Annotated in this window: 23 protein-coding genes and 1 pseudogene; 3 read left to right on the plus strand and 21 right to left on the minus strand. The window is 70.3% G+C overall.

Annotated features, from left to right (window positions below):
* Positions 1-7: 7 nt before the first annotated feature.
* Positions 8-1465: a Na+/H+ antiporter NhaC family protein gene (locus AB0C82_RS13150; protein ID WP_362840051.1), complete on the minus strand. Its 1458-nt coding sequence runs from the start codon at positions 1463-1465 to the stop codon at positions 8-10.
* A gap of 205 nt (positions 1466-1670) precedes the next feature.
* On the opposite strand from AB0C82_RS13150, the gene AB0C82_RS13155 reads away from it, so the two are divergent.
* The gene (locus tag AB0C82_RS13155; protein WP_362840054.1) at positions 1671-2207 is read left to right on the plus strand and encodes a cupin domain-containing protein; all 537 of its coding nucleotides are present in this window, start codon (positions 1671-1673) and stop codon (positions 2205-2207) included.
* A 495-nt stretch (positions 2208-2702) separates the two neighbouring features.
* Here AB0C82_RS13155 and AB0C82_RS13160 read toward each other — a convergent pair.
* From AB0C82_RS13160 to fmt, 3 genes and pseudogenes are all read right to left on the minus strand, one after another.
* Positions 2703-3376: pseudogene (locus tag AB0C82_RS13160) on the minus strand (transposase); the annotation flags it as partial.
* A 279-nt stretch (positions 3377-3655) separates the two neighbouring features.
* Positions 3656-5092: a transcription antitermination factor NusB gene (locus AB0C82_RS13165; protein ID WP_362840057.1), complete on the minus strand. Its 1437-nt coding sequence runs from the start codon at positions 5090-5092 to the stop codon at positions 3656-3658.
* 55 nt (positions 5093-5147) lie between these two features.
* Positions 5148-6080 (minus strand): methionyl-tRNA formyltransferase, encoded by a 933-nt coding sequence (fmt, locus tag AB0C82_RS13170; protein ID WP_362840060.1) that lies wholly within the window; start codon positions 6078-6080, stop codon positions 5148-5150.
* A gap of 299 nt (positions 6081-6379) precedes the next feature.
* Here fmt and AB0C82_RS13175 point away from each other — a divergent pair, with 299 nt between their 5' ends.
* On the plus strand, positions 6380-6949 hold the full coding sequence (locus tag AB0C82_RS13175) for a hypothetical protein (RefSeq protein ID WP_362840063.1): 570 nt from the start codon (positions 6380-6382) through the stop codon (positions 6947-6949).
* A gap of 78 nt (positions 6950-7027) precedes the next feature.
* Here AB0C82_RS13175 and AB0C82_RS13180 read toward each other — a convergent pair whose 3' ends face one another.
* From AB0C82_RS13180 to pyrR, 14 genes are all read right to left on the minus strand, one after another.
* The gene (locus AB0C82_RS13180; RefSeq protein ID WP_362840066.1) at positions 7028-9172 is read right to left on the minus strand and encodes a primosomal protein N'; all 2145 of its coding nucleotides are present in this window, start codon (positions 9170-9172) and stop codon (positions 7028-7030) included.
* Positions 9173-9287: 115 nt separating this feature from the next.
* A complete protein-coding gene (gene metK, locus AB0C82_RS13185) occupies positions 9288-10496 on the minus strand; it encodes a methionine adenosyltransferase (protein ID WP_362840069.1) in 1209 nt (402 codons plus the stop codon).
* Positions 10497-10737: 241 nt separating this feature from the next.
* Positions 10738-11940: a bifunctional phosphopantothenoylcysteine decarboxylase/phosphopantothenate--cysteine ligase CoaBC gene (gene coaBC / locus AB0C82_RS13190; protein ID WP_362840072.1), complete on the minus strand. Its 1203-nt coding sequence runs from the start codon at positions 11938-11940 to the stop codon at positions 10738-10740.
* A 116-nt stretch (positions 11941-12056) separates the two neighbouring features.
* On the minus strand, positions 12057-12329 hold the full coding sequence (gene rpoZ / locus AB0C82_RS13195) for a DNA-directed RNA polymerase subunit omega (protein ID WP_028814064.1): 273 nt from the start codon (positions 12327-12329) through the stop codon (positions 12057-12059).
* A gap of 73 nt (positions 12330-12402) precedes the next feature.
* Positions 12403-13020: a guanylate kinase gene (gene gmk / locus AB0C82_RS13200; RefSeq protein ID WP_362840075.1), complete on the minus strand. Its 618-nt coding sequence runs from the start codon at positions 13018-13020 to the stop codon at positions 12403-12405.
* Between the two features lie 38 nt (positions 13021-13058).
* Entirely contained in the window at positions 13059-13382 is a 324-nt protein-coding gene (locus tag AB0C82_RS13205; protein ID WP_328909038.1) for an integration host factor, read from the minus strand.
* A 243-nt stretch (positions 13383-13625) separates the two neighbouring features.
* Complete coding sequence (gene pyrF, locus AB0C82_RS13210; protein WP_362840078.1) at positions 13626-14465, minus strand: orotidine-5'-phosphate decarboxylase; 840 nt, start codon at positions 14463-14465, stop codon at positions 13626-13628.
* Entirely contained in the window at positions 14462-15571 is a 1110-nt protein-coding gene (locus tag AB0C82_RS13215) for a quinone-dependent dihydroorotate dehydrogenase (RefSeq protein ID WP_362840965.1), read from the minus strand. Before AB0C82_RS13215 ends, pyrF begins: the two co-directional genes overlap by 4 nt.
* A gap of 57 nt (positions 15572-15628) precedes the next feature.
* Positions 15629-18937: a carbamoyl-phosphate synthase large subunit gene (gene carB, locus AB0C82_RS13220; RefSeq protein WP_362840081.1), complete on the minus strand. Its 3309-nt coding sequence runs from the start codon at positions 18935-18937 to the stop codon at positions 15629-15631.
* Positions 18930-20081 (minus strand): glutamine-hydrolyzing carbamoyl-phosphate synthase small subunit, encoded by a 1152-nt coding sequence (gene carA, locus AB0C82_RS13225; RefSeq protein WP_362840084.1) that lies wholly within the window; start codon positions 20079-20081, stop codon positions 18930-18932. The genes carB and carA overlap by 8 nt, the downstream gene beginning before the upstream one ends.
* Positions 20078-20656, minus strand: coding sequence for a hypothetical protein (locus AB0C82_RS13230; protein ID WP_362840087.1), 579 nt, complete (start codon positions 20654-20656; stop codon positions 20078-20080). The genes carA and AB0C82_RS13230 overlap by 4 nt, the downstream gene beginning before the upstream one ends.
* On the minus strand, positions 20653-21939 hold the full coding sequence (locus AB0C82_RS13235; RefSeq protein WP_362840090.1) for a dihydroorotase: 1287 nt from the start codon (positions 21937-21939) through the stop codon (positions 20653-20655). The genes AB0C82_RS13230 and AB0C82_RS13235 overlap by 4 nt, the downstream gene beginning before the upstream one ends.
* Before the next feature lie 2 nt (positions 21940-21941).
* Positions 21942-22919 (minus strand): aspartate carbamoyltransferase catalytic subunit, encoded by a 978-nt coding sequence (locus AB0C82_RS13240; RefSeq protein WP_362840093.1) that lies wholly within the window; start codon positions 22917-22919, stop codon positions 21942-21944.
* A 95-nt stretch (positions 22920-23014) separates the two neighbouring features.
* Positions 23015-23599, minus strand: a complete 585-nt coding sequence (gene pyrR, locus AB0C82_RS13245) for a bifunctional pyr operon transcriptional regulator/uracil phosphoribosyltransferase PyrR (protein WP_362840096.1) — start codon at positions 23597-23599, stop codon at positions 23015-23017.
* Between the two features lie 221 nt (positions 23600-23820).
* Here pyrR and bldD point away from each other — a divergent pair, with 221 nt between their 5' ends.
* On the plus strand, positions 23821-24321 hold the full coding sequence (gene bldD / locus AB0C82_RS13250; protein WP_003970358.1) for a transcriptional regulator BldD: 501 nt from the start codon (positions 23821-23823) through the stop codon (positions 24319-24321).
* Between the two features lie 202 nt (positions 24322-24523).
* On the opposite strand, the gene nusB is transcribed toward bldD, so the two are convergent.
* Genes nusB through AB0C82_RS13265 form a run of 3 tightly spaced genes read right to left on the minus strand, consistent with a single transcriptional unit; the run spans position 24524 to position 26680 of the window.
* Entirely contained in the window at positions 24524-24955 is a 432-nt protein-coding gene (nusB, locus tag AB0C82_RS13255; protein ID WP_362840100.1) for a transcription antitermination factor NusB, read from the minus strand.
* Positions 24956-24957: 2 nt separating this feature from the next.
* Positions 24958-25524 carry an elongation factor P gene (gene efp, locus AB0C82_RS13260; protein ID WP_205021949.1) on the minus strand — a complete coding sequence of 189 codons (567 nt, stop codon included), beginning with the start codon at positions 25522-25524 and terminating at the stop codon, positions 24958-24960.
* 49 nt (positions 25525-25573) lie between these two features.
* Entirely contained in the window at positions 25574-26680 is a 1107-nt protein-coding gene (locus AB0C82_RS13265; RefSeq protein ID WP_362840103.1) for a M24 family metallopeptidase, read from the minus strand.
* Positions 26681-26710: the final 30 nt, after the last annotated feature.

The raw sequence follows: 26710 nt of genomic DNA on the forward strand, positions 1-26710 counted from the left end.
GTGCTGCTCAGGCCGCGGCCGGCGTGCTCTCGGGTCGCTTCAGTTCGACGCCGTCCGGGCCTTCGAAACGGCGGCCCCAGCCCGTTGCGGCCGCCACGACCAGGACGACGGTGAGGACGAGCGGGTAGAGCATCGCGACGAAGATCTCCGTCGTGGCCAGGGCGGGAACGCCCTTGATCCCGGTCGTGAGCTGCGCGCCGATGAACAGATAGGCGCTGAGGACGGGGACGATGGCGGCGATTCCCATCGCGAAGCAGTCCATGACGACCGCTCGGCGGTACGGGTGCAGGCCGACGCGTGCGCCGATCTTGTCGGCGACCGGGCCGAACGTGAGCATCGCGGCCGAGTTCACGCCGCCGAACAGCAGCGTGGTGACCGAGACCCCGATGCCGATCGCGAACTCCGCACCGCGCGGGGTGCGGGACAGGCGGCTGCCGGTCAGGGCGTTCACGAGCCAGTCGAGGATGCCCGCGTCGGTGAGTATGCCCATGATGCCGAACACGGCCACCACCAGAGCGATCACGCTGAGCATGTCGCCGACGCCCGAGATCAGGAATCCGGTCGGCGCCCCGTCGTGGACGCCGACGACGCCCTCGGGGGTCAGCAGACCCGAGGCGAGACCGGTGACGATCCCGGTCGCCAGCCCGACCGTGACCGCCTTGAAGATGTCGCGGGTGAGCAGCGCCACGGTGAGCATGAGCGCGACGGGGATGAGCATCACGAGGGCGAGCGGGTTGGCAGCCTGTTCCAGCAGTTCCTGCGAGTGTGCGGAATCGCCCGAGTGGCCCGACGACCCCAGCACGAAGAACCCGACGGCCGCGAGGGCCGCAGCGGTGAAGGCGAAGCGAGCGCGGCTCCGCACGACACCGGCGATATCGGCGGTGCCGGACTTTCGGCGGAACGTCTGCGTCGACGACGAGATGACGGTCGTGTCGGAGATCGGGGCGACGTTGTCCCCGAAGATCGCGCCGGAGATGACCGCGGCCGCGAGGAACGCCGGCTCGGCGCCGAGGAACACGCCGGCCGGGTAGAAGATCGGAAACGCCGTGAACATCGTCCCGATGGACGACGCGGTCGACATCGAGATGATGCACACCGCGACGAACGTGAACAGGGTGAACGTGCCGCCGTCGACGCCGAGGTTCTCTGCGAGCCACACGAACCCGCCGGAGACGTTGGTCTCCTTGATCAGGGCGGACATCAGGCCCACGCAGAAAAGGATCATCACGATCGTGACCGCGGTGGACGATCCGATCCCCCTGGTCACGGCGGACCAGTACGCCGAATACGGCTTGGCGAACGGCGCGCCGACGAGCAGCGCGACGACACCTCCCGCGGCGAGGGCGGTCATGTCGAACGTCTTGAACACGACGAAGAAGACGACGCAGAACCCGAGGAACACGAGGACCGGAACGAACGCCAGTGCCTTTCCTCCGCGGAAGACCAGATGTCTGTCAGCGCTCATGGCGGTGAACCACTTTCCACAACATTGAGAACAACGCGGATGTGTACTGAGTGTGTACTTATTTACACGAGTACACAAAAGTGCACGAGGCTCCGACTGTCAACTGTTGATTCTTCTGCAGAAACGTGCTGACACCCTCAAAGGCCCACGCCCCAGGGGTGTACAAGAGTGCACAAGGGTGCACGGCTCGACTAGGCTGACCGCCGTGATCGGAGACCAACTACGCACGCTACGGACGGAGGCGGGGCTCAGCCTGCGCGATCTCGCGGCGCAGACCGGCCTGTCAGCGACCCTGCTCAGCCAGGTGGAGCGGGGCATTCGCGAGCCGAGCCTCAAGACCCTCCGGGCCCTGAGCACGATCTTCGGCCCATCGGCCGCCTCGCTGCTCCATGAGCAAACCCCGCTCACGGCTCACCACAGCCGCCCCGACGAACGTTCCCGCCTGCTCATGCCGAAGGGCCTCGTCCAGTACGAACGCCTGACCCCGAGCAACGGCCAGCTCGAAGTCCTCCTCGGCACACTCGGGCCGGGCCACGCCTCCAGCCGCGAGCCGTGGAGCCACGTTGCGGTCGAGTGCGCCTACGTCATCACCGGCACCGTCACGGTACACGTCGCCGATCAGCGTTTCGAAGTACAGGCGGGCGAGGCGCTGACCTTCGACGCCACACTGCCTCACCGCTACGCCAACAACGGAAACCAGGTGGCGACCTACCTGGCGTCGGTGACACCCCCCACGCCCTGAGGGCCGCCCGTATTCCTTGGTGGATCGGCGCGCGGCTTCGGATGCGGCGAATCGCCAGGCGGAGGGCCGCGTACTAGATGTATTCGGGCGTTCCGACAACGCGGCGAGGTGCCTTAGCAGTCGTCGTGCGCCCGCACCTCGACGGAAGACCCCCTCATCATCGACAGGCCAGAGGTGCCCACCTGTCCACACCGGTCTCGTCGTCACGCACCGAAATTCCCTTGCCGGCCGTTGCTGCCCGGCGAGGAAGAGGACGACGCCGCCCATCGCAATGTCCGCGCATGCCTTCGCCCGCACTGGCCTCGCCGTTTCACTTGGGGTGCCGAGGTGACGCTGTGGGGTCGATCGAGGCGGTATCGGGCGGTGGGCATGGTGGGGACCCGGCGCGTTGGTCGGGTTCTCCAAGGTCTTTCCGTCGTAGGTGGCCGGGACGGCTGGTCAGCTGGCGGGGCGGGGTAGGGCGGCCAGACGGTGGAAGGCAGCGACGAGTTGGTGTCACCAGGGCCAGGTTGCTGCGATCCCCAGGTGGAGGCGACGGCCGCCGCGGTTCGGACGGGCAGCGACGTGCAGGATCCGGTTAGCGAAGTTTCTTGGGGCGGTAGCCGGCTCGCCGTCCAGCAGCAGGACGCGGGTCCAGGCCAGAAGGTCGATGGCCGCGAGGCTGAGCTCGAGTAAGGCGGAGTTGACGGAGAACAGGCGGGATGGGAAGCGTCCGAAGCCGGTGGTCTTGCCGCACCGGATGTGGTCCTCGACGGCAGCGTGTCCACGGTGGCGGACCTCCAGGAACTGGGTCGAGCCGCCGCCGGAGTACGTGGTGTCGATGAGGAAGACCTGGTGCCGCAGGCCCTCGTCACTGTCGAACAAGGAGAGCTGGGCACCGGGGTGCGGGCGTTCGCGCGCACGATGATGCGGGTGCCGGCCGGGTAGCCGGTCAGGTCGGCCATGCCGGTCAGCTCGGCGACCTCGGCGGACTCACGCAGGGCCCCGTCGGCGTCCAGGGCGGGGTGCCAGACCTGTTCGGGCAGGGCGCGGATGGCGCGTCGGACCGGTGCGGTGACCGCGTATCCGACCGAGAAGCGCAGGTGAAGGCCGTTGTCACGCAAGGCGCGGAGATGCGTGATGAAAGCCTTCGCGCTGCCCGCGCTGTCAGTGCGGACCAGGATGTCGGTCTCTTGCGGGCCATGCGGACACCGATGTGCTTGCCCCGGCACCAGACATACGACCCCCGAGGCACGGGTGCGATGAGCCGACGGAGTGAGCCGACGACTCCTCTATCCAAAGTTTGCACAGGAGCACAGGGCCGGTACAGGGCGGATCTGACGTTTCACGGCCACGAGCGATTCGACGGACGCCTGCGCGTCTCAATTCCGTGGCCCATGGGCCGGACAAGGGCCACGGCGAATGAGAAAGGGTCATTCATTCTGAGACGCTACAGCCGCACCGACTGTTCAGGCCGTGCGGCGAAGCAGCGCCAGGTACATCGCGTCCGTGCCGTGCAGATGGGGCCAGAGCTGTACGTCCGGTCCCTCTCCCAGCGCGGGCACTCCCGGCATCAGGGGACGCGCGTCCACCCACTCGGCCTCGAAGGACTGCTGCCCTCCCCTGCCCTTGAGTACGTCCTCGACGACGACCCGCGTCTCCGCGAGATGGGGGGAACAGGTCGCGTAGCCGACGACTCCGCCGATCCGAACGGCCTTCAACGCCTCGCGCAACAGGCCGCGTTGGAGCGGGGCGAAGCTTTCGAGGTCCTTCGCCTTGCGCCGCCAGCGGGCTTCAGGACGGCGACGCAGTGCGCCCAGTCCGGAGCACGGCACGTCCATCAGGACCCGGTCGAAGGATCCCGGCTGCCACGGCGGGCGGGTGCCGTCGGCGGTGATCACCTGGTACGGGCCGGGGTTGCCGGCCAGCGAACGCTCGACCAGCCGCGCGCGGTGCGGCTGCTTCTCGGCGGCGAGCAGCGCGGCGCCGCGGCCGGCCGCGAGCGCCGCCAGCAGGGCGGCCTTTCCGCCGGGTCCCGCGCAGCCGTCGAGCCAGCGGCTGTCCCGGCCCTCGACCGGCGCGTTGGCCAGGGCGAGGGCGACGAGCTGGCTGCCCTCGTCCTGCACTCCGGCCCGGCCGTCCTGGACGGCGGTCAGGGCACCCGGTTCGCCGCCCTCCGCCATCCGCACCGCAAAGGGCGACCAGCGGCCGGGAAGGCCGTTGTCCTCGCCGAGTGCGGCCAGGAGTTCCTCGGTGGTGGAGCGGCCCGGCCGGGCCACGAGAGTCACCTCGGGCCGCTCGTTGTCGGCTTCGAGCAGATCCTCGATGCCCGCACGGCCGCCGCCCAGGGCGTCCCAGAGGGCGGAGACGATCCAGCGCGGATGCGAGTGGACGAGGGAGAGATGGTCCTCGGCGTCCTTCTCGTACGACGGGGCGACCTGCTCCACCCAGCCGTCCAGGTCGTGCGCCGTCACCTTCCGCAGGACGGCGTTGACGAACTTGGCGCGTCCCTCGCCCAGCACGACCCGGGCCAGCTCCACGCTGGCCGAGACGGCGGCATGGGTCGGGATCCGGGTGCCCAGCAGCTGGTGCACGCCCATGTTCAGGACGTCCAGCACCGGCGGGTCCACCTCGCGCAGCGGCCGGTCGATGCAGGCGGCCACGATCGCGTCGTACGTCCCCTGCCGGCGAAGCGTCCCGTAGACCAGCTCGGTCGCGAGCGCCGCGTCCCTGCCGTCGAAGTCACCCTTCGCCCGTGCCTTCTTCAGCAGGGGAGGCAGGACGAGGTTGGCGTACGCGTCGCGTTCGTCGACGGCCCGCAGCGCCTCGAAGGCGAGGAAGCGCACAGGGTCCTTCACAGGACGGCGATGTGGCTTGGCGGGACGGCGACGCTGCTGGTCTGTCACGAGAAAGGTGCTCCGCTGATGGTGAGGGGACGATCCCTCACAGGGTACGTCGCGGCTACGCGCCGACCAGTTCGCCCGGCACGATGCGCACTCCGCGCGCCCAGTCGGCGCCCTTCATCGGCTTCTTGCCCTGCGGCTGGACCCAGAGCAGCTCCACGGCGTGCGAGCCGGTGCCGACGTAGACGTTGTTCTTGGCGGCGGACAGCTCGCCCGGGGCGAGGTCGGCGCGGTCGAGGACGGGCGCGGCCTGGATGAGCTTGAGGCGCTCTCCGCGAAAGAGCGTCCAGGCGCCTGGGGCGGGGGTGCAGCCCCGGATCACCCGGTCGACCCGCAGCGCGGGGGCGGACCACAGCACCTGGGCGTCCTCGACGGTGATCTTGGGGGCGAGGGTGATGCCCTCGGCCGGCTGCGGCACCGCGTGCAGCACACCGTCCTCGATGCCGTCCATGGTCGCGGCGAGCAGGCCCGCACCGGCGAAGGCGAGCCGGGTCAGGAGATCTCCCGCGGTGTCGGTGGGGCGTACCTCCTCGGTGAGGACGCCGTAGACCGGTCCGGAGTCCAGTCCCTCCTCGATGAGGAACGTCGAGGCGCCGGTCACCTCGTCGCCCGCCATGACCGCGTGCTGCACGGGGGCGGCGCCGCGCCAGGCGGGCAGCAGCGAGAAGTGGAGGTTGACCCAGCCCCGCGCCGGTACGGCGAGCGCGGCCTTGGGCAGCAGCGCCCCGTACGCGACGACCGGGCAGCAGTCAGGCGCGATCTCCCGCAGCCGCGCGAGAAAGTCCTCGTCCCTCGGCCTGAGGGGCTTGAGGATCTCGATCCCGGCCTCCTCGGCACGCTCGGCGACGGGACTGGCCACCAGCCGGCGCCCGCGCCCGGCCGGTGCGTCGGGCCGGGTGATGACGGCGGCCACTTCGTGACGGCCGGAGGCCAGCAGGGCGTCCAGGGCGGGTACGGCTACCTCTGGGGTGCCTGCGAAGACGAGCTTCATGGGGGCTGACTGCCTCTCGGGCCGAAACGTACGGTGATGAGCAGCACACCAGTCTAGGGCCTGTCGTCCGGGGCGGGCCCGGCATGATCCGGGCGTGAGGCCCTGGGCCTGTGGTTACGTCCCCGGACGGTGTCCGTGCCGGGGGGCGTACGCCTGGCCGCGCGCCCCTCACATACCCGCTTACGCCCCGAGAGCGTGACCACATCCCCCGGTGGCGCGTTGGTCAAAGGAGATTGACCGAAGTGGGCCGCCTCGGTGCGGCCCCGATCCCCTTAATCGCCGGTTCGAGAGGCTTCTTCATGGCCGACCACGCAACCCACGACGCCCAAGCGCGGGCCAGTCTGCATCTCCTGGTGCGGGACATCGAGCGGGTCCGGCGGCAGGTGGACGCGCTGCGCACCCTCACCGCCCAGCTGGGCAACGTCTACCGTCCGCGCCGCTCCGGCCCGTCAGCGGGCTTCGTCGTCTACGGCAGGGCCCCGGCCCCCACCGTCCGCCTGGCCCAGGAACTGCGGGACAGCGTCGAGACGCTGGTCACGGCGGCGGTCGACTTCGACCGCTCGCTAGGTTTCTCCTGGGACGCGGTGGGCTCGGCCCTCGGGGTCACCAAGCAGGCGGTGCACCGCCGCTACGGCGCCCGCCGCAACACGCCCGGAACCGCACCGGCCGAGGCGCCCGTCGCAGCCGAGAACGGCGCACAGCGGCCCGTGTCCGTGGTCCCCGGTATCCCGGGGACCCCCGGCGCGCCCGCGGGCCCCCAGCTGCCCTCCGTACCCGCGGCCCGCTCAATGCCGCCCCAGCCCTCGGCCGCTCCCGCGATGCGGGAGGAGCTGCGCCCCGGTGCCTTCCCCGGCCCGCGCAACGGCTGACGCCCGGCCACGTCCTCTGCCCCTCCGTGCCGCGCGCACGGCGGGGCAGTCCCATATGCCCGGCCGGGCCCCCGCGTCTCAGCCGATGTCCGGCGGATCGATCCTGATCCGGACCGGATCACCGCCGCCCTTGGCCATCCGCGCCGCCTGCGCCGTCTTCAGTGCCGCGGCGAGCGCCGCGCCCCGTCCCGGCTCGACCCGGACCAATGCCCGCTCCCAGGTCTCTCCCGGCGGGGCGTCCCACGGCCTGCGCGGCCGTCCGGGCTCCGCGGCCGGCACCGGAACGGGTCCCAGGATCTGCGCCTGCGGTGGCAGTTCGGCGGCGGCCAGGAACCCGGCCAGCGCTTCGGCCGGGCCGGTGACGGAGGCCATCCGGGACACCGGGGGGAAGCCGAGCTCGGCCCGCTCCGCCAGTTCACGCCGTGCGTACCCGGCGGGGTCCCACCGCACCAGAGCCTGCACGGCGCGCAGCGTCGGCTCCGCGACGATGACCACGGTGCCGCCCTCGCCCTGCCCCCGGACGAGCGAGGCGGCGGAGGTCCACCGGCGCAGCGCCTCCTCACCGGCCCTCAGATCCGGTCTGCCGAGCATGGCCCAGGCGTCCAGCAGCAGCGCCGCCGCGTACCCGCCCTCGGCGACGGGTTCGGCGCCCGGGGTGCTCACGACCAGCGCTGGCGCATCCGGCACCGAGTCCAGGATGTGATCGCGCCCGGAGGTCCGGACCGGCACGGCGGGGAAGGCCCTGCCCAGCTCCTCCGCCGTCCTGCGGGCCCCGACGATCTGAGCCCGGAGCCGGAAGGAACCGCAGGCCTCGCAGTGCCAGGACGTCTCGGCACGCCCGCACCAGGCGCAGTTCAGATCCTGCTGGTCCGGGGCCTCCAGCGGCCCCGCGCAGTGCCGGCACCGCGCGGGTGTCCGGCAGCGCTCACAGGCCAGCCGGGGCGCGTAACCCCGCCGGGGCACCTGGACCAGCACCGGGCCGGTGCGCAGCCCGTCCCGGACGGTCTGCCAGGCGAGGCTGGGCAGCCGGGCACTGCGGGCGGCGCCGTCCCGCGCCAGTTCACCGTCGCCGATGGTCCGCACGAGGGGCGCCGCACTCCTCAGCTGCTCCCGGTCCGCGGCCAGTGGCAGCGCCCAGCCCGTCTCGACGAGCTGGGCGGCCTCCACCGTGCAGCTCGTACCGCCGAGCAGGAAGCCGCATCTGCCGTGCGCCGCCCGCAGCTCCAGCACCTCCCGGACGTGCGGGAACGGCGCGTTGTCGTCGCTGTGGCTGGAGTCGCCGTCGTCCCAGATCACGACGAGGCCGAGGCCGGCGACGGGGGCGAACATCGCGGCACGCGTCCCGACGACCGCCCGCACGGAACCACGGCGCACCGCGAGCCACTGCCGGTAGCGCTTCTCCGGACCCGAGTCCGCCGTCAGGAGCGTGTGCCGCCCCTCCCCCAGCAGCCCCGAGAGGGCGGTGTCCACCCGTGCGGCGACCCGGCCGTCCGGGACGACGACGAGCGCGCCCCGTCCCGAGGCGAGCGTGGCAGCCACCGCCCTGGCGATCTCCTCGGGCCAGTGCGGGCCCGGCAGGGCCGTCCACACGGCGCGCGGCGCTCCGCCCTCGGCCAGTGCCCGCAGGAACGCGGGCCCCTGCCCGTACCGCTCCCAGCTGCCCGCCTCGGGCGGGGCGGGCGGCGGCAGGGGCTCCGGTGACGGCTTGGACTCCGCTCTGCCGTTCCTGGGCGGCACGGCGAGCTGGAGGACGTCGGCGAGACTGCCGGCGTACCGGTCGGCGACGGCGCGTGAGAGCGCGAGCAGTTCCGGGCCGAGCACCGGTTCCGGCGAGACGACGTACGCGAGGGCGGCGAGCGCGCCCTGGTAGTCGGATTCGGCGCGCCGCTCGATGAGGAAGCCGTCGATCAGACCGCCGCCCTCGCGGCGGCCGCCCCGGACGTTGCGCCCCCCGGCGCCGAACCGCACCCGCACCCGCACACCGGGCTGGGCCTCGGCGTCGAGCTCCTCGGGGACGGCGTAGTCGAAGTACTGGTCGAGATGGAGCACGCCCTTGTTGACCAGGACGCGGGCGACGGGCAGCTCCTTGGCCAGCGCGGCCCCGCGCCAGGTGCGCGGCTTGGCCCGCGGCACCTGCGCCTTGCGCACGGTCTCCCGGATCAGCGCGAGCTGCTCCGGCGCCCCTGCGTCGGGTTCGGCGGGTCGCTCGTCGTCGCTGCTCACAGCCAAATTCCTACCAGACGGCACTGACAGCGGCGCCGGACGTCACGACGCCGGGGCCCGGACACCGTGGTCGGTGTCCGGGCCCCGGTGCGAGCCGGACGGCTGCGGGCGGTCGTTACAGGCCCGCGGCCCTGCGCAGTGCTTCCACGCGGTCGGTGCGCTCCCAGGTGAAGTCGGGGAGCTCGCGGCCGAAGTGGCCGTACGCCGCGGTCTGCGCGTAGATCGGGCGCAGCAGGTCGAGGTCGCGGATGATCGCTGCGGGGCGCAGGTCGAAGACCTCACCGATCGCGTGCTCGATCTTCTCCGTGTCGACGGTGGCGGTGCCGAAGGTCTCGACGAAGAGGCCGACCGGCTCGGCCTTGCCGATCGCGTAGGCCACCTGGACCTCGCAGCGGGCGGCGAGCCCGGCCGCGACGACGTTCTTCGCGACCCAGCGCATCGCGTACGCCGCCGAGCGGTCGACCTTCGACGGGTCCTTGCCCGAGAAGGCGCCACCGCCGTGGCGGGCCATGCCGCCGTAGGTGTCGATGATGATCTTGCGGCCGGTGAGGCCGGCGTCGCCCATCGGGCCGCCGATCTCGAAGCGGCCGGTCGGGTTCACCAGGAGGCGGTAGCCCTCGGTGTCGAGCTTGATGCCGTCCTCGATGAGCTGCGCCAGGACGTGCTCGACGACGAACTCACGGATGTCCGGGGCGAGCAGCGAGTCCAGGTCGATGTCCGACGCGTGCTGCGAGGAGACGACGACCGTGTCGAGGCGGACGGCCTTGTCGCCGTCGTACTCGATGGTGACCTGCGTCTTGCCGTCGGGGCGCAGGTACGGGATGGTCCCGTTCTTGCGGACCTCGGACAGGCGGCGCGAGAGCCGGTGCGCGATGTGGATCGGGAGGGGCATCAGCTCGGGCGTCTCGTCGCACGCGTAGCCGAACATCAGGCCCTGGTCGCCGGCACCCTGCTTGTCGAGCTCGTCCTCGTCGCCCTCGACGCGCTGCTCGTACGCCGTGTCGACACCCTGCGCGATGTCCGGGGACTGCGCGCCGATGGATACCGACACGCCGCAGGAGGCGCCGTCGAAGCCCTTCTTGGAGGAGTCGTATCCGATCTCCAGGACCTTGTTGCGCACGAGGGTGGGGATGTCGGCGTAGGCCTTGGTCGTGACCTCACCCGCGACATGCACCAGACCGGTGGTGATCAAGGTCTCGACGGCGACGCGCGAGGAAGGGTCGTCGCGCAGGAGCGCATCGAGAATGGTGTCGCTGATCTGGTCAGCGATCTTGTCGGGGTGACCCTCGGTGACGGACTCCGAGGTGAAGAGACGGCGGGACACATCGCTCCCTGAGGTTGCAGCGGCTGCTGGCTGATCATTGATGGAACGTCCGGGAGCTGCGCCCGGCACATTCCGTCGGCCAGTTTATCGGTCGCTCCCGGTGGTTGGGCCACGCGTCTCGCCCCTTGGGAGTTCTGTGACATGCGGCACTGATGACACCAGTGTGACAATCCCTCCCGCTGAGCGGCGTAAACACCCACTTTCAGACACTTTCAGCCACCCGGAAGGGGGAATCCGAAATCTATCCGAAACGGGCCGCCACCAGGTCCCAGACCGTGTCGGCGAGGGCCTCCTTGGGTCCGTAAGGCACCGGGGTCTCGCCGCCGTCGGCCGCCAGCACGACGGCTTCGTTCTCCTCGGAGCCGAACGTCTTGCGCTCCCCCACCTCGTTGACGACCAGCAGGTCACAGCCCTTCCGACGGAGCTTCTCGCGGCCGTTGGACAGCACGTCGTCCGTCTCGGCCGCGAATCCGACGACGATCTGACCGGGCCGGGCCCGTTCGGCCGAGATCTCGGCGAGGACGTCCGGGTTGCGGACCAGGGCCACCGGCTCGGGCTCGTGTCCGTCCTTCTTCTTGATCTTGCCCGTCGCGTAGACGGCGGGGCGGAAGTCGGCGACGGCCGCGGCCATCACCACCACGTCGGCGTCGGCCGCGGCCTTCAGCACGGCCTCGCGCAGCTGCACGGCCGTCCCCACCCGCAGGACGTCGGCGCCCGCCGGGTCCGGCAGACCCGTGTTCGCCTCGACGAGGGTGACGCGGGCACCCCGGGCCACCGCCGTGCGGGCCAGGGCGTAGCCCTGCTTCCCGGAGGAGCGGTTGCCGAGGTAGCGGACGGGGTCGAGCGGCTCGCGCGTGCCGCCCGCGCTGATGACCACATGGCGGCCCGCCAGGTCGGGGGCGGCGGTCCCCCTGGCGAGGATCCGGCGGCAGACCTCGAAGATCTCGCCCGGGTCGGGCAGCCGGCCCTTGCCGGTGTCGGCCCCGGTGAGCCGGCCGACGGCCGGTTCGACGACGACGGCCCCGCGCCTGCGCAGCGTGGCGACGTTCTCCTGGGTGGCGGGGTGTTCCCACATCTCGGTGTGCATGGCGGGCGCGAAGACCACCGGACAGCGAGCCGTGAGCAGAGTGTTGGTCAGCAGGTCGTCGGCGAGGCCGTGGGCGGCCTTGGCCAGCATGTCGGCGGTCGCGGGTGCCACGACGACGAGGTCGGCGGCCTGTCCGGTGCGGACGTGCGGGACCTCATGGACGTCCGTCCAGACCTCGCTCGACACGGGGTGGCCGGAAAGCGCCGACCAGGTGGCGGCTCCTACGAAGTGCAGCGACGCCTCGGTCGGGACGACCCGGACATCGTGACCGGACTCGGTCAGCCGGCGCAGCAACTCGCACGCCTTGTAGGCGGCGATGCCTCCGCTGACCCCCAGGACGACCTTCGGCTTGTCCACTGCCTCTCCCCGCACTCGTGATCCCGGCGCACCCGGCTGCGTACGCACCGTTCCATAAGACACCACAGGCCCGGCGGTGGGACCGCCGGGCCTGTGGTGAAGGTGCTCTGTCCTGCCTACTGCGCGGGGCCCTCGATGGCCTCGGAGGTCAGCAGTCCCGCGTTGATCTCGCGGAGCGCGATCGAGAGCGGCTTCTCGTGCACGTGGGTGTCGACGAGCGGACCGACGTACTCGAGGAGACCTTCACCGAGCTGCGAGTAGTACGCGTTGATCTGGCGCGCGCGCTTGGCGGCGTAGATCACGAGGCTGTACTTCGAGTCGGTGGCCTCGAGGAGCTCATCAATCGGCGGGTTGATGATGCCCTCGGGCGTGGAAATGGAAGAGGACACTCTCTGCCTTCCGAAGGGGGTGGAGACCAAAGAGATCTTTGATCGCGCGGTTCCGTGATGTTCGTGCTTCGTGTCAGTCGCTGCTGCCACGGAGGCCGGAAGCCTGCAGCATCAAGGTTAGCAGCTCACGTGCTACGTCCTCGACTGAGGTGTTGACGAGCGTCGTATCGAACTCGGCCTCGGCGGCCAGCTCGATCTTGGCGGCCGCGAGCCTGCGCTCGATCACGTCGGGCGCCTCGGTCCCGCGGCCGGTGAGCCGGCGCACCAGTTCGTCCCAGCTCGGAGGGGCCAGGAAGACCAGCTGGGCGTCGGGCATCGACTCACGGACGAGCCGGGCACCCTGGAGATCGATCTCCAGCAGCACCGGTTCACCCGCCTCCAGGCGGTCGAGGACGGCGCGCCGCGGCGTGCCGTAGCGGTTGCCCGCGAACTCGGCCCACTCGAGCAGCTCACCGTTGGCGACGAGCTTGTCGAACTCCTCGTTCTCCACGAAGAAGTAGTGGACGCCGTTGCGTTCGCCGGGTCGGGGCTTGCGGGTCGTGGCGGATACGGAGAGCCAGACCTCGGGGTGGACCTTGCGCATATGCGCGACGACCGTGCTCTTGCCGACACCCGAAGGGCCGGAGAGCACGGTCAGCCGCGGACGTACGTCCGGGGGTACGGGGGACGTCCCCCGGGATGTTGCAGCCATGGAGCGATTATCCAGGTTCTCAGGAGTGCCTGAGAACGTCAGGCGGCGCTGCCGCCGAACTCACGCTCCAGAGATGCGATCTGGTTGGAGCCGAGACCCCGCACCCGGCGGCTCTCGGAGATGCCGAGCCGCTCCATGATCTGCTTGGCGCGGACCTTGCCCACGCCGGGCAGGGACTCCAGGAGCGCGGAGACCTTCATCTTGCCGATGACGTCGTTCTCCTGGCCCGTCTTGATCACCTCATGGAGCGAGGCGCCGGAGTGCTTGAGTCGATTCTTGACCTCGGCCCGCTCCCGGCGAGCCGCGGCGGCCTTTTCGAGCGCGGCTGCGCGCTGTTCAGGGGTAAGGGGCGGAAGAGCCACGCCTACGTCACCTCGGATGTCGATCTGTCGGATACGGACCGGTGAGGAACCTAGTCGCCCCACACCTCGTGAGCAACGGACAACCTGTGCTCGTTGACTCTCGACGGAGACTAGCGGCCAAGGGCGCCCGAGTCAGCGAGAACGACGGAAAAGTCCTGGTCAGCCTCAGCCTACCGGGACTTTTCCGGCATATTGACCCTGATTTTGGTCAGGAATTCGTCAACGCGCTGTTACGTGGCATGGTCAGCCTTCCGAGACGGCCGCACGGACCTCGTCCGCGAACCGCCCGGCGGCTTCGCGCAGCCCTGAAACGTCCGGACCGTGGCGCAGCACTCCCCGGCTCACGCTGGGCACCACGTTGCCCACCGCGGCGCCGAACACCCCGGGCAGGTCCGCCGGGGTCGCGCCCTGGGCGCCGATGCCGGGGGCGAGCAGCGGACCGTTGATCGCGAGATCCACCCCGGCGTCGCCGAGCGTCGCGCCGACCACGGCACCGACCGAGCCGAGCGGCGTGACTCCCTCGTTCTCCACGGCCATGTGGTCGAGCATCACCTGGGCCAGCGACCGGCCGTCGGCCGCGGTCGCGCGCTGCACCTCCGCGCCCTCGGGGTTCGAGGTGAGCGCGAGCACGAAGACGCCGGCGCCGGAGACCGCCGCCGCGTCGAGCGCCGGGCGCAGCGAACCGAAGCCCAGGTACGGCGAGACGGTGACCGCGTCCGAGAACAGCGGAGAGTCCTTGTCCAGGTACGTCGCCGCGTAGGCGCCCATCGTGGAGCCGATGTCGCCGCGCTTGGCGTCCATCAGGACCAGGGCGCCGGCCGCCCGCGCCTCCGCGACGGCCTTCTCCAGGACGGCGACGCCCCGGGAACCGAAGCGCTCGAAGAACGCGGACTGCGGCTTGAGCACCGCGACCCGGTCGGCCAGCGCCTCGACGACGGTACGGGTGAAGCGCTCCAGGCCCGCGATGTCGTCGTTCAGGCCCCAGGAGGTGAGCAGCGAGGCGTGCGGGTCGATGCCCACGCAGAGCGGCCCGCGGGTGTCCATGGCGTGGCGCAGACGTGCGCCGAAGGGTTCGGGGGTCACTTCCCGGCCTTCCTGGTCTCGGCGCCGACGGCTTCGGCGAGGGTCGTGTACGGGGAGGCGGCCAGGCGTGCGGCCAGGCCCTTGTGGATCGCGCGGGCGTAGAACGGACCCTCGTAGATGAAGGCGCTGTAGCCCTGGATGAGCGTGGCACCTGCGAGAACGCGCTGCCAGGCGTCCTCGGCGTTCTCGATGCCCCCGACGCCGACGAGCGTGAGCCGGTCGCCCACGCGGGCGTACAGACGGCTCAGGACCTCCAGGGAGCGGTCCTTGAGGGGCGCGCCGGAGAGGCCGCCGGTCTCCGCGGCCAGCGACGGCGAGGACTTCAGGCCGAGGCTGTCACGGGCGATGGTGGTGTTGGTGGCGATGATGCCGTCCAGGCCGAGCTCCACCGCGAGGTCGGCGACCGCGTCGACGTCCTCGTCGGCGAGGTCGGGGGCGATCTTGACGAGGAGCGGGACCCGGCGGTCCGTGACGGTGCGGTCGGCGGCCTCGCGCACCGCCGAGAGCAGCGGGCGCAGCGCCTCGGTCGCCTGGAGGTTGCGCAGGCCGGGCGTGTTGGGCGAGGAGACGTTCACGACGAGGTAGTCGGCGTGGGCGGCGAGGCGCTCGGTCGACTTCACGTAGTCGCCTGTCGCCTCGTCCTCGGGCACGGCCTTGGTCTTGCCGATGTTGACGCCGACGGTGGTGCGGAAGACGGGGTTACGGGCCGCCAGCCGCTCGGCCACGGCCGCGGAGCCCTCGTTGTTGAACCCCATGCGGTTGATCAGCGCACGGTCCTCGACGAGGCGGAACAGGCGCTTCTTGGGGTTACCGGGCTGGGGCTCGCCGGTGACCGTGCCGATCTCGATGTGGTCGAAGCCGAGCATCGACATGCCGTCGATCGCGACGGCGTTCTTGTCGAAGCCCGCCGCGAGCCCGAACGGGCCGTGCATCCGCAGGCCGAGCGCCTCGGTGCGCAGTTCCTTGTGCCGGGGCGCGAACACGGCGGCGACGAAGGTGCGCAGGCCGGGGACGCCGGCGGCCAGCCGGATCCAGCGGAAGGCGAGGTGGTGGGCCTGTTCCGGGTCCATGCGCTTGAAGACCAGCCGGAAGAAGAGTTTGTACATCAGAGGTGTCCTCATGAAGAGGGGGACACCGTTTCCGGTGTCCCCCTGCTGGGCTTCTTAGTCGCGGGCCGCGGTCAGATGTTCCGCGTGTTCCTGGAGGGAACGTACGCCGACGTCGCCGTGGTTGAGCGCGTCGATGCCCTGGACGGCGGCGGCGAGCGCCTGAACCGTCGTCAGGCAGGGTACGGAACGGGCCACCGCGGCGGTGCGGATCTCGTAGCCGTCGAGCCGGCCGCCGGTGCCGTACGGCGTGTTGACGATGAGGTCGACCTCGCCGTCGTGGATGAGCTGGACGATGGTCCGCTCGCCGTCCGGGCCCTCACCCTCGGACTGCTTGCGCACGACCTTGGCGTTGATGCCGTTGCGCTTGAGCACCTCGGCCGTACCGGACGTGGCGAGCAACTCGAAGCCGTGGGCGACCAGTTCACGGGCCGGGAAGATCATCGAGCGCTTGTCGCGGTTGGCGACGGAGATGAACGCGCGTCCCTCGGTGGGCAGCGGACCGTACGCGCCGGCCTGCGACTTGGCGTACGCCGTGCCGAAGACCGAGTCGATGCCCATGACCTCGCCCGTCGAGCGCATCTCCGGGCCGAGGACCGTGTCGACGCCGCGGCCGTGGATGTCGCGGAAGCGCGACCACGGCATCACGGCCTCCTTGACGGAGATCGGCGCGTCGAGCGGCAGGGTGCCGCCGTCACCGGTCTTCGGGAGCAGGCCCTCCTCGCGGAGCTCGGCGATGCTCGCGCCGAGCGAGATCCGGGCCGCGGCCTTGGCCAGCGGGACCGCGGTCGCCTTCGAGGTGAAGGGAACGGTGCGGGAGGCACGCGGGTTGGCTTCCAGGACGTACAGGATGTCGCCGGAGAGCGCGAACTGGATGTTGATCAGACCGCGTACGCCGACGCCCTTGGCGATGCCCTCGGTGGAGGCGCGCAGCCGCTTGATGTCGTAGCCGCCGAGTGTGATCGGGGGCAGTGCGCAGGCGGAGTCGCCGGAGTGGATACCGGCCTCCTCGATGTGCTCCATGACGCCGCCGAGGTAGAGCTCGGTGCCGTCGTAGAGCGCGTCGACGTCGATCTCGATCGCGTCGTCGAGGAAGCGGTCGACCAGGACCGGCCGGGTGGGGCTGATCTCGGTGGACTCCGCGATGTACGAGGAGAGGCGGGTCTCGTCGTAGACGATCTCCATGCCACGGCCGCCGAGCACGTACGACGGGCGCACGAGGACGGGGTAGCCGATCTCGTCGGCGATGGCCTTGGCCTCGGAGAAGGTGGTGGCGGTGCCGTGCTTCGGGGCCGGGAGACCGGCCTCGGCGAGGACGCGGCCGAAGGCGCCGCGGTCCTCGGCGGCGTGGATCGCCTCCGGGGGCGTTCCGACGATGGGCACCCCGTTGTCCTTGAGCGCCTGCGCCAGGCCCAGCGGGGTCTGGCCGCCGAGCTGGACGATGACCCCGGCGATCGGGCCCGCGAGGGACTCGGCGTGCACGATCTCCAGCACGTCCTCGAGCGTCAGCGGCTCGAAGTACAGGCGGTCGGAGGTGTCGTAGTCGGTGGAGACGGTCTCCGGGTTGCAGTTGACCATCACGGTCTCGTAGCCCGCGTCGCTCAGGGCGAAGGAGGCGTGGACGCAGGAGTAGTCGAACTCGATGCCCTGGCCGATGCGGTTGGGACCGGAGCCCAGGATGATGACCGCGGGCTTGGTGCGGGACGCGACCTCGCTCTCCTCGTCGTACGAGGAGTAGAAGTACGGCGTGTTCGCGGCGAACTCGGCGGCGCAGGTGTCGACCGTCTTGTAGACCGGGCGGATGCCGAGCGCGTGCCGGACCTCGCGTACGACGTCCTCGCGCAGACCGCGGATCTCACCGATCTGGGTGTCGGAGAAACCGTGGCGCTTGGCTTCGGCGATCAGGTCGGCGTCGAGGCGCTCGGCGCCGGCCAGCTCGTCCGCGATCTCCTTGATCAGGAAGAGCTGGTCGACGAACCAGGGGTCGATCTTCGTGGCGTCGAAGACCTCTTCCTGGGTGGCGCCGGCGCGGATCGCCTGCATGACGGTGTTGATCCGGCCGTCGGTCGGGCGGACGGCCTCGGCCAGCAGCTCGGCCTTGTCGCCGGGCTCGCCCACGAAGGTGAACTGCGAGCCCTTCTTCTCCAGGGAGCGCAGGGCCTTCTGGAGGGCCTCGGTGAAGTTCCGGCCGATCGCCATGGCCTCGCCCACCGACTTCATGGTGGTGGTGAGGGTGGAGTCGGCGGAGGGGAACTTCTCGAAGGCGAAGCGCGGGGCCTTCACGACGACGTAGTCGAGCGTCGGCTCGAAGGAGGCCGGGGTCTTCTCGGTGATGTCGTTGGGGATCTCGTCGAGCGTGTAGCCGACGGCCAGCTTCGCGGCGATCTTGGCGATCGGGAAGCCGGTGGCCTTCGACGCGAGCGCCGAGGAACGCGAGACCCTGGGGTTCATCTCGATCACGATGACGCGGCCGTCGACCGGGTCGATGGCGAACTGGATGTTGCAGCCGCCGGTGTCGACGCCGACCTCGCGGATGATCGCGATGCCGATGTCGCGGAGCCGCTGGTACTCGCGGTCGGTGAGGGTCATCGACGGGGCGACGGTGATCGAGTCACCGGTGTGCACGCCCATCGGGTCGAAGTTCTCGATGGAGCAGACGACCACGACGTTGTCGTTCTTGTCGCGCATCAGCTCCAGCTCGTACTCCTTCCAGCCGAGGATGGACTCCTCCAGGAGCACCTCGGTGGTCGGGGAGAGCGTCAGGCCCTGTCCGGCGATGCGGCGCAGCTCCTCCTCGTCGTGGGCGAAGCCGGAGCCGGCGCCGCCCATGGTGAAGGAGGGACGGACGACGACGGGGTAGCCGCCGAGGGTGTCGACGCCCTTGATGATGTCGTCCATCGTGTGGCAGATGACCGAGCGGGCGGACTCGCCGTAACCGATCTTCGCCTTGACGGCCTCGACGACGCCCTTGAAGAGGTCGCGGTCCTCGCCCTTGTTGATGGCCTCGACGTTGGCGCCGATGAGCTCGACGCCGTACTTCTCCAGGACGCCGTTCTCGTGCATGGAGATCGCGGTGTTGAGCGCGGTCTGGCCGCCCAGCGTCGGGAGCAGCGCGTCAGGGCGCTCCTTGGCGATGATCTTCTCGACGAACTCGGGCGTGATCGGCTCGACGTACGTGGCGTCGGCGATCTCCGGGTCGGTCATGATCGTCGCCGGGTTGGAGTTCACCAGGATGACGCGCAGGCCCTCGGCCTTGAGGACGCGGCACGCCTGGGTGCCTGAGTAGTCGAACTCGGCGGCCTGCCCGATGACGATCGGACCGGAGCCGATGACCAGGACGGACTGGATATCGGAGCGCTTAGGCACGCTGGCCCTCCATCAGGGAAACGAAGCGGTCGAAGAGGTACGCGGCGTCGTGCGGGCCGGCGGCCGCTTCGGGGTGGTACTGGACGCTGAACGCCGGCTGGTCGAGGAGCTGAAGGCCCTCGACGACCTGGTCGTTCAGGCAGACGTGGGAGACCTCGGCGCGGCCGAACGGCGTCTCGGAGACCTTGTCGAGCGGGGCGTCGACGGCGAAGCCGTGGTTGTGCGCGGTGACCTCGACCTTGCCGGTCGTGCGGTCCTGCACGGGCTGGTTGATGCCGCGGTGGCCGTACTTCAGCTTGTACGTGCCGAAGCCGAGGGCGCGGCCCAGGATCTGGTTGCCGAAGCAGATGCCGAAGAGGGGCGTCTTGCGCGCCAGTACGGCCTGGACGACGGTGAGGTCGACGGTGGAGGGGTCGCCGGGCCCGTTGGACAGGAAGAACCCGTCGGGGTTGACGGCGTAGACGTCCTCGACGCTCGCCGTCGCGGGCAGCACGTGCACCTCGATGCCGCGCTCGGCCATCCGGTGCGGCGTCATGCCCTTGATGCCCAGGTCCAGGGCGGCGACGGTGAACTTCTTCTCACCGATCGCGGGGACGACGTATGCCTCCGTGGTGGTCACCTGGTCCGACAGGCTCGCGCCCGTCATCTCGGGGGCCTGGCGCACCTTGGCGAGCAGCATTCCCTCGTCGGCGATGGCGTTGCCGGAGAAGATGCCGACGCGCATCGCGCCGCGCTCACGCAGGTGGCGGGTGAGCGCGCGGGTGTCGATGCCGCTGATGCCGACGACGCCCTGGCTCACGAGCTCCACGTCCAGCGAGCGCCTGGAGCGCCAGTTGGAGGGCACCCGGGCGGGGTCGCGGACGACGTACCCGGCGACCCAGATCCGCTTCGACTCGGCGTCCTCGTCGTTCACACCCGTGTTGCCGACGTGCGGGGACGTCATCACGACCACCTGCTTGTGGTACGAGGGGTCGGTCAGCGTCTCCTGGTAACCACTCATGCCGGTGTTGAAGACGGCCTCACCGAAGGTCTCCCCCACGGCCCCGTAGGCACGGCCGCGGAACACGCGGCCGTCCTCCAGGACGAGTACGGCGGGAGACACCTTTTTCCCCTTCGAGGCATTCCCCGGGTTGGAGATCGTCATCGTGCGGTGCCTTCCGTAGTGCTGTTCAGATGGTTGATCGCGTCGACCCACGCGCGGTGTTCGGCCGCGTGGTCGGAGCGGAAGCCTGAGTCGATCAGCTTGTCGCCGTGCGCCCAGGTGATGACGAGCAGGCCGCCCTCGGGGAGGACCTTGCCGGCCAGCGCCTTGTCGAGCCTGGCCTCACGCAGGGCCTCGGCCGGTACGAAGAAGTCCGCTGCTCCGGGGCGTACGACATCCAGTCCCTGCTCGCCGAGCGTGAGCTCGACACGGCTGCGGGTACCGAGCCCGTGGGCGACGATCCGGTCGAGCCACTGCCCGGCGGTCGTCGAGGCGTGGTAGCGGCCGGAGAGTGTGAGCAGTGTCCCGCCGTCCCCGAAGCCCTCCGGGGTGGTGGGCAGCTCGGGCAGGTCGGACTGGAGCTGTCCTCGCCACTTCCATCCCTGGCGCATCAGCCAGTAGACGAGGGCGATGAGGACGGCCAGTCCGAGGACCCAGCTGATCCGGGCGGACCAGTCGGTCACCTCGGCCGACTTCTGGTCGGCGGCCAGCAGGTACAGGGGGGTCAGTGTTGTCACGCGAGCTTCCCGTCGACGACCGTGGCACGGCCCCGCAGGAAGGTGTGGGTCACTCGACCCGGCAGCTCGCGACCCTCGTAGGGAGTGTTGCGGCTGCGGGACGCGAAGCCCGCGGGGTCCACGACTCCACGGTATGCCGGATCGACGAGGGTCAGGTTGGCGGGCTCGCCTGCCGAGACGGGCCGGCCATGGCCGTCGAGCCTGCCGATGGCCGCGGGGCGGAACGACATGCGGTCGGCGACACCCGCCCAGTCGATGAGGCCGGTGTCGACCATCGTCTGCTGGACGACGGAGAGCGCGGTCTCCAGGCCCACCATGCCCATGGCGGCCGCGGCCCACTCGCAGTCCTTGTCCTCGTGCGGGTGCGGGGCGTGGTCCGTGGCGACGCAGTCGATGGTGCCGTCGGCCAGCGCCTCGCGCAGGGCCATAACGTCGGCCTCGGTGCGCAGCGGCGGGTTCACCTTGTAGACCGGGTTGTACGACCGTACGAGCTCGTCCGTGAGGAGCAGGTGGTGCGGGGTGACCTCGGCGGTGACGTTCCAGCCCTTGGACTTGGCCCAGCGGACGATCTCGACGGAACCGGCGGTCGACAGGTGGCAGATGTGCACCCGGGAGCCGACGTGGGCGGCGAGGAGGACGTCGCGGGCGATGATCGACTCCTCGGCGACTGCGGGCCAGCCGCCGAGGCCGAGCTCGGCGGAGACGACGCCCTCGTTCATCTGGGCGCCCTCGGTGAGCCGCGGCTCCTGGGCGTGCTGGGCGACGACGCCGTCGAACGCCTTCACGTACTCCAGCGCGCGCCGCATGATCACGGCGTCGTCGACGCACTTGCCGTCGTCGGAGAAGACCTTCACTCCGGCGGCGGAGTCGTGCATGGCGCCGAGTTCGGCGAGCTGCCTGCCCTCGAGTCCGACCGTGACGGCGCCGATGGGCTGCACGTCGCAGTAGCCGGACTCCCTGCCGAGCCGCCAGACCTGCTCGACGACGCCCGCGGTGTCGGCGACCGGGAAGGTGTTGGCCATGGCGTGCACGGCGGTGAAGCCACCCACCGCGGCGGCCTTCGTGCCGGTGAGCACGGTCTCGGAGTCCTCGCGGCCCGGCTCACGCAGATGGGTGTGGAGGTCGACGAGGCCGGGGAGCAGGACCTGGCCCGCCGCCTCGACGACGGTGGCGTCGCCTGCCTCGATGTCCGTGCCGACCCGCTCGATGGTCTCGCCGTCGATCAGGACGTCCTGCGGCTCGCCACCGAGGATCTTCGCGCCGCGAATAAGGATCTTGCTCATGGTTACTTGTTCTCCTCGGTACGGGCGGGGGTGGCGGACTCGTTGCCGCCGAGCAGCAGGTAGAGCACGGCCATGCGGATCGAGACACCGTTGGCGACCTGCTCGACGACCGTGCAGCGGTCGGAGTCGGCCACGTCGGCGGTGATCTCCATACCCCGGACCATCGGCCCCGGGTGCATGACGATGGCGTGCCCGGGCATCTTGGCCATGCGCGAGCCGTCCAGGCCGTAGCGGCGGGAGTACTCGCGCTCGGTCGGGAAGTAGGCGGCGTTCATCCGTTCACGCTGCACACGAAGCATCATCACCGCGTCCGACTCCGGCAGCACCTCGTCGAGGCTGTAGCTGACGTCGCACGGCCACTGCTCGACGCCGACCGGGACGAGCGTCGGCGGGGCCACCAGCGTGACGTGCGCGCCGAGCGTGGTGAGCAGGTGGACGTTGGAGCGGGCCACCCGGCTGTGCAGGATGTCGCCGACGATCGTGATGCGGCGGCCTTCGAGGTCCTTGCCGAGGCCGGCGTCGGCTCCCACGAGCCTGCGCCGCATCGTGAAGGCGTCCAGCAGGGCCTGGGTGGGGTGCTCGTGCGTGCCGTCACCCGCGTTGACCACGGCGCCGTCGATCCAGCCGGACGTGGCCAGCCGGTACGGGGCACCCGAAGCGCCGTGCCGGATGACGACGGCGTCGGCGCCCATCGCCTCCAGGGTCAGCGCGGTGTCCTTGAGCGACTCGCCCTTGGAGACGGACGAGCCCTTCGCGGAGAAGTTGATGACATCGGCGGACAGGCGCTTGGCGGCGGCCTCGAAGGAGATGCGGGTGCGCGTCGAGTCCTCGAAGAAGAGGTTGACGACGGTACGTCCGCGCAGGGTGGGGAGCTTCTTGATCGGCCGGTCCGCGACCCGGGCCATCTCCTCGGCGGTGTCGAGGATCTGGACGGCGTCGTCGCGGGTGAGGTCGGCGGCCGAGATGAGGTGGCGCTTCATCTGGGGGTTCTCCGTGGTTGCTGAAGGGAGGGTGCGGGCACGCGGGCGTGCGGAAGCCGCTGTCCGGCCTGAATGGCGGTGTACGGGCCGGACAGCTACTTCTCTACCGCCGGGGCCGTCTGCTGGACGCCGAGCAGCACGGCGTCGCGGCCGTCCTCCTCGGCGAGCTGGACCTTGACCGTCTCCCGCAGCGACGTGGGGAGGTTCTTGCCGACGTAGTCGGCACGGATGGGAAGTTCTCGGTGACCGCGGTCGACGAGGACCGCGAGCTGCACCGCACGGGGGCGTCCGATGTCGCCGAGCGCGTCGAGTGCGGCGCGGATCGTGCGGCCGGAGAAGAGCACGTCGTCGACGAGGACGACGAGGCGGCCCTCGATGCCCTCGCCGGGGATGTCGGTACGGGCCAGAGCGCGCGCCGGGCGCAGCCTCAGGTCGTCGCGGTACATCGTGATGTCGAGCGATCCGACCGGCATTTTCCGGCCGGTGATCTCTTCGAGCTTGTCGGCGAGCCGACGGGCGAGGAAGACGCCTCGCGTCGGGATGCCGAGGAGCACCACGTCGTCGGCGCCCTTGGCGCGTTCGACGATCTCGTGGGCGATCCGGGTCAGTACCCGGGCGATGTCGGGAGCCTCGAGTACGGGGCGCGCCGCATTGCCGATGTCGTCGTGCTGTGTGTCCATAAGAAACGGACCTCCTTCTCCGCCTCACTGGACGGACGTTAAAGGACGTCGAAATTGCGTCACCCACGTTACCAGGGCTTGCACGAGCCGCTGGTCCTACCCCCGGGAGGCACCGGTCCGGACCATTCAGCTTGACGCATCCAAGTAACGCTGCGTAACCTCACAGTGAGTTACCAGCCACGCGGCGGAGCCGCAAAATGTTCCAGCGTCCGGGGAGCCTTATGTCCAGCGAATACGCAAAACAGCTCGGGGCCAAGCTCCGCGCCATCCGCACCCAGCAGGGCCTCTCCCTCCATGGCGTGGAAGAGAAGTCCCAGGGCCGCTGGAAGGCCGTCGTGGTCGGTTCGTACGAGCGTGGCGACCGCGCCGTGACCGTTCAGCGCCTCGCCGAGCTGGCCGACTTCTACGGGGTCCCGGTGCAGGAGCTGCTGCCCGGTACGACGCCGGGCGGGGCCGCCGAGCCGCCGCCCAAGCTCGTCCTGGACCTGGAGCGCCTCGCCCACGTCCCGCCGGAGAAGGCAGGCCCGCTGCAGCGTTACGCCGCGACGATCCAGAGCCAGCGCGGTGACTACAACGGCAAGGTGCTCTCGATCCGCCAGGACGACCTGCGCACCCTGGCCGTGATCTACGACCAGTCGCCGTCCGTACTCACGGAGCAGCTGATCAGCTGGGGCGTCCTGGACGCGGACGCGCGGCGCGCGGTCTCCCACGACGAGGGCTGATTCTTCCGCAGCAGAAACGTACCGCCGGGTGGGCGGGGGCCCTGGCTCCCGCCCACCCGGCGTTTGCGTACCCGCTCGCGCGGGGGTCGCGTACGCGCCTCCGCGGGGGTCGCGTGCCCGGTTCCAGCCTGTCCGGCGAGGACGAAGCCGAAGGGCCCACGGTCAGCGACCGTGGGCCCTTCGTGGCGAACGCCGTCGAGAGCTACTGCTCCCGGCGGAGGTTCGGCTTGAGGTCCTTGAAACGGGCCAGCAGCCCGTTCACGAACGACGGGGAGTCATCGGTGGAGAACTCCTTGGCGAGCTGCACCGCCTCGTCGATCGCGACGGCGTCCGGCGTCCCGTCCATCCAGATCAGCTCATAGGCACCGAGCCGCAGGATGCTCCGGTCGACGACCGGCATACGGTCGATCTCCCAGTCCACGGCATAGGTGACGATGAGGTCGTCGATGCGGTCCGCATACTGCGCGTACCCCTCGACGAGCTCCATCGTGAATTCGCCGACCGCAGGCTGTCGGTCGTCGGTCCGCGAGAGCCGCACCCAGTCCGCGAGGACCGTCTGCACGGACTCACCGCGCTGGTCGGCCTCGAAGAGGATCTGGAAGGCGCGCTTGCGGGCCTTGTTCCGGGCAGCCACGGTTAGCTGTTCACCCGGCCGAGGTAGTCGCCCGTACGGGTGTCGACCTTGATCTTCTCGCCGGTGGTGATGAAGAGCGGGACACCGATCTCGTAGCCGGTCTCCAGGGTGGCGGGCTTGCTGCCACCGGTGGAGCGGTCACCCTGGACACCCGGGTCGGTGTGCTGGATGGTCAGCTCGACGGCGGCCGGCAGCTCGACGTAGAGCACCTCGCCCTCGTGCTGGGCGACGGAGGCGGTGAAGCCCTCGATCAGGAAGTTGGCGGCGTTGCCGACAGCCTTGCGGTCGACCATCAGCTGGTCGTACGTGTTCATGTCCATGAAGACGAAGTACTCGCCGTCCATGTACGAGAACTGCATGTCGCGGCGGTCAATGGTGGCCGTCTCGACCTTCACGCCGGCGTTGAACGTCTTGTCGACGACCTTGCCGGAGAGAACGTTCTTGAGCTTGGTGCGCACGAAGGCCGGGCCCTTGCCGGGCTTGACGTGCTGAAACTCGACGACGGACCAGAGCTGGCCCCCGTCGAGCTTGAGCACCAGGCCGTTCTTGAGGTCGTTCGTGGAAGCCACGGTTGCGGAATCTCCTGGACTGAAGCTGGTGGACGACCGAGGATGCGCGCTAGAGCGCGAGCAGCTCCTTGGTCGTAATGGTGAGTAGCTCGGGTCCGCCGTCCGCCTCAGGGCGCACGACGAGCGTGTCATCGATCCGGACACCGCCCCGGCCCGGGAGGTGGACCCCCGGTTCGACGGTGACCGGCACACAAGCGTCCAGTTTACCCATGGCTGTCGGTGCCAGCTGCGGGTCCTCGTCGATTTCGAGCCCGACCCCGTGCCCGGTCCAGGGTGCGAGACCCTCCCCGTAGCCCGCCGAGACCAGCAGATGACGGGCCGCGTGGTCCACGTCACGGTAGGCAGCGCCAGGCACAAGTGCCTCCCGTCCAGCCCTCTGAGCGGCGAAAACGAGGTCGTAGAGCTCGATCTGCCAGTCCGCGGGAGTCGTCCCGATGACGAACGTCCGGCCGATCTCGCAGCGGTAGCCGCGATAGTTGGCGCCCAGGCAGACCGAGAGGAAATCGCCTTCCTCGACCCGTCGGTCAGTGGGTCTGTGGCGGCCCTGGCCCGCATGGGGGCCGGTGGCGACGGAGGTCGCGAAGGCGGGGCCGTCGGCGCCGTGGTCCACGAGGCGGCGTTCCAGTTCCAGGGCCAGGTGCCGCTCGGTGCGGCCCACGAGGATAGATTCGAGCAGTTCACCGAGGGCCTGGTCGGTGATCTCGGCGGCGATCCGCAGACAGGCGATCTCCTCCTCGTCCTTGACGATCCGCAGCTGTTCCACGGCGGAACCGAGGTCGGCCAGCCGCAGCCGGGGCGCGACGGAGCCCATGGCGCGGTGCCGGGCGACGGTCAGGTCGTGTTCCTCGACCGCCAGGGACTCCGCGTCCAGGGACGTGGCCAGATCGGCGGCCGCGACCACGGGGTCGCCGTCCGGCAGGGGAAGCACCTTCTGGCGCAGTGCCTCGTCGGGGCGCCCTTCGGCAGGGTCCCCGGTGGGGGCGCGTGGGCAGAGCAGGACATCCTCGGCGGGTCCGAGCAGCAGGACGGCCCCGAGGGGGGCTCCGCCCGCGAGATAGCGGACGTTGGCGGGGCGGGAGACCAGGGCGGCCGCGGACCCCGCGGCGGCGCACCGGTCGCGGAGCAGGCCACGGCGGACGGCGTACACCTCTGACATGCTCCGAGCCTACGAGCGGGCTGCCGGGAC

Origin of the sequence: Streptomyces sp. NPDC048560 (assembly GCF_040650955.1) — a bacterium.
Taxonomy (GTDB): Bacteria; Actinomycetota; Actinomycetes; order Streptomycetales; family Streptomycetaceae; genus Streptomyces.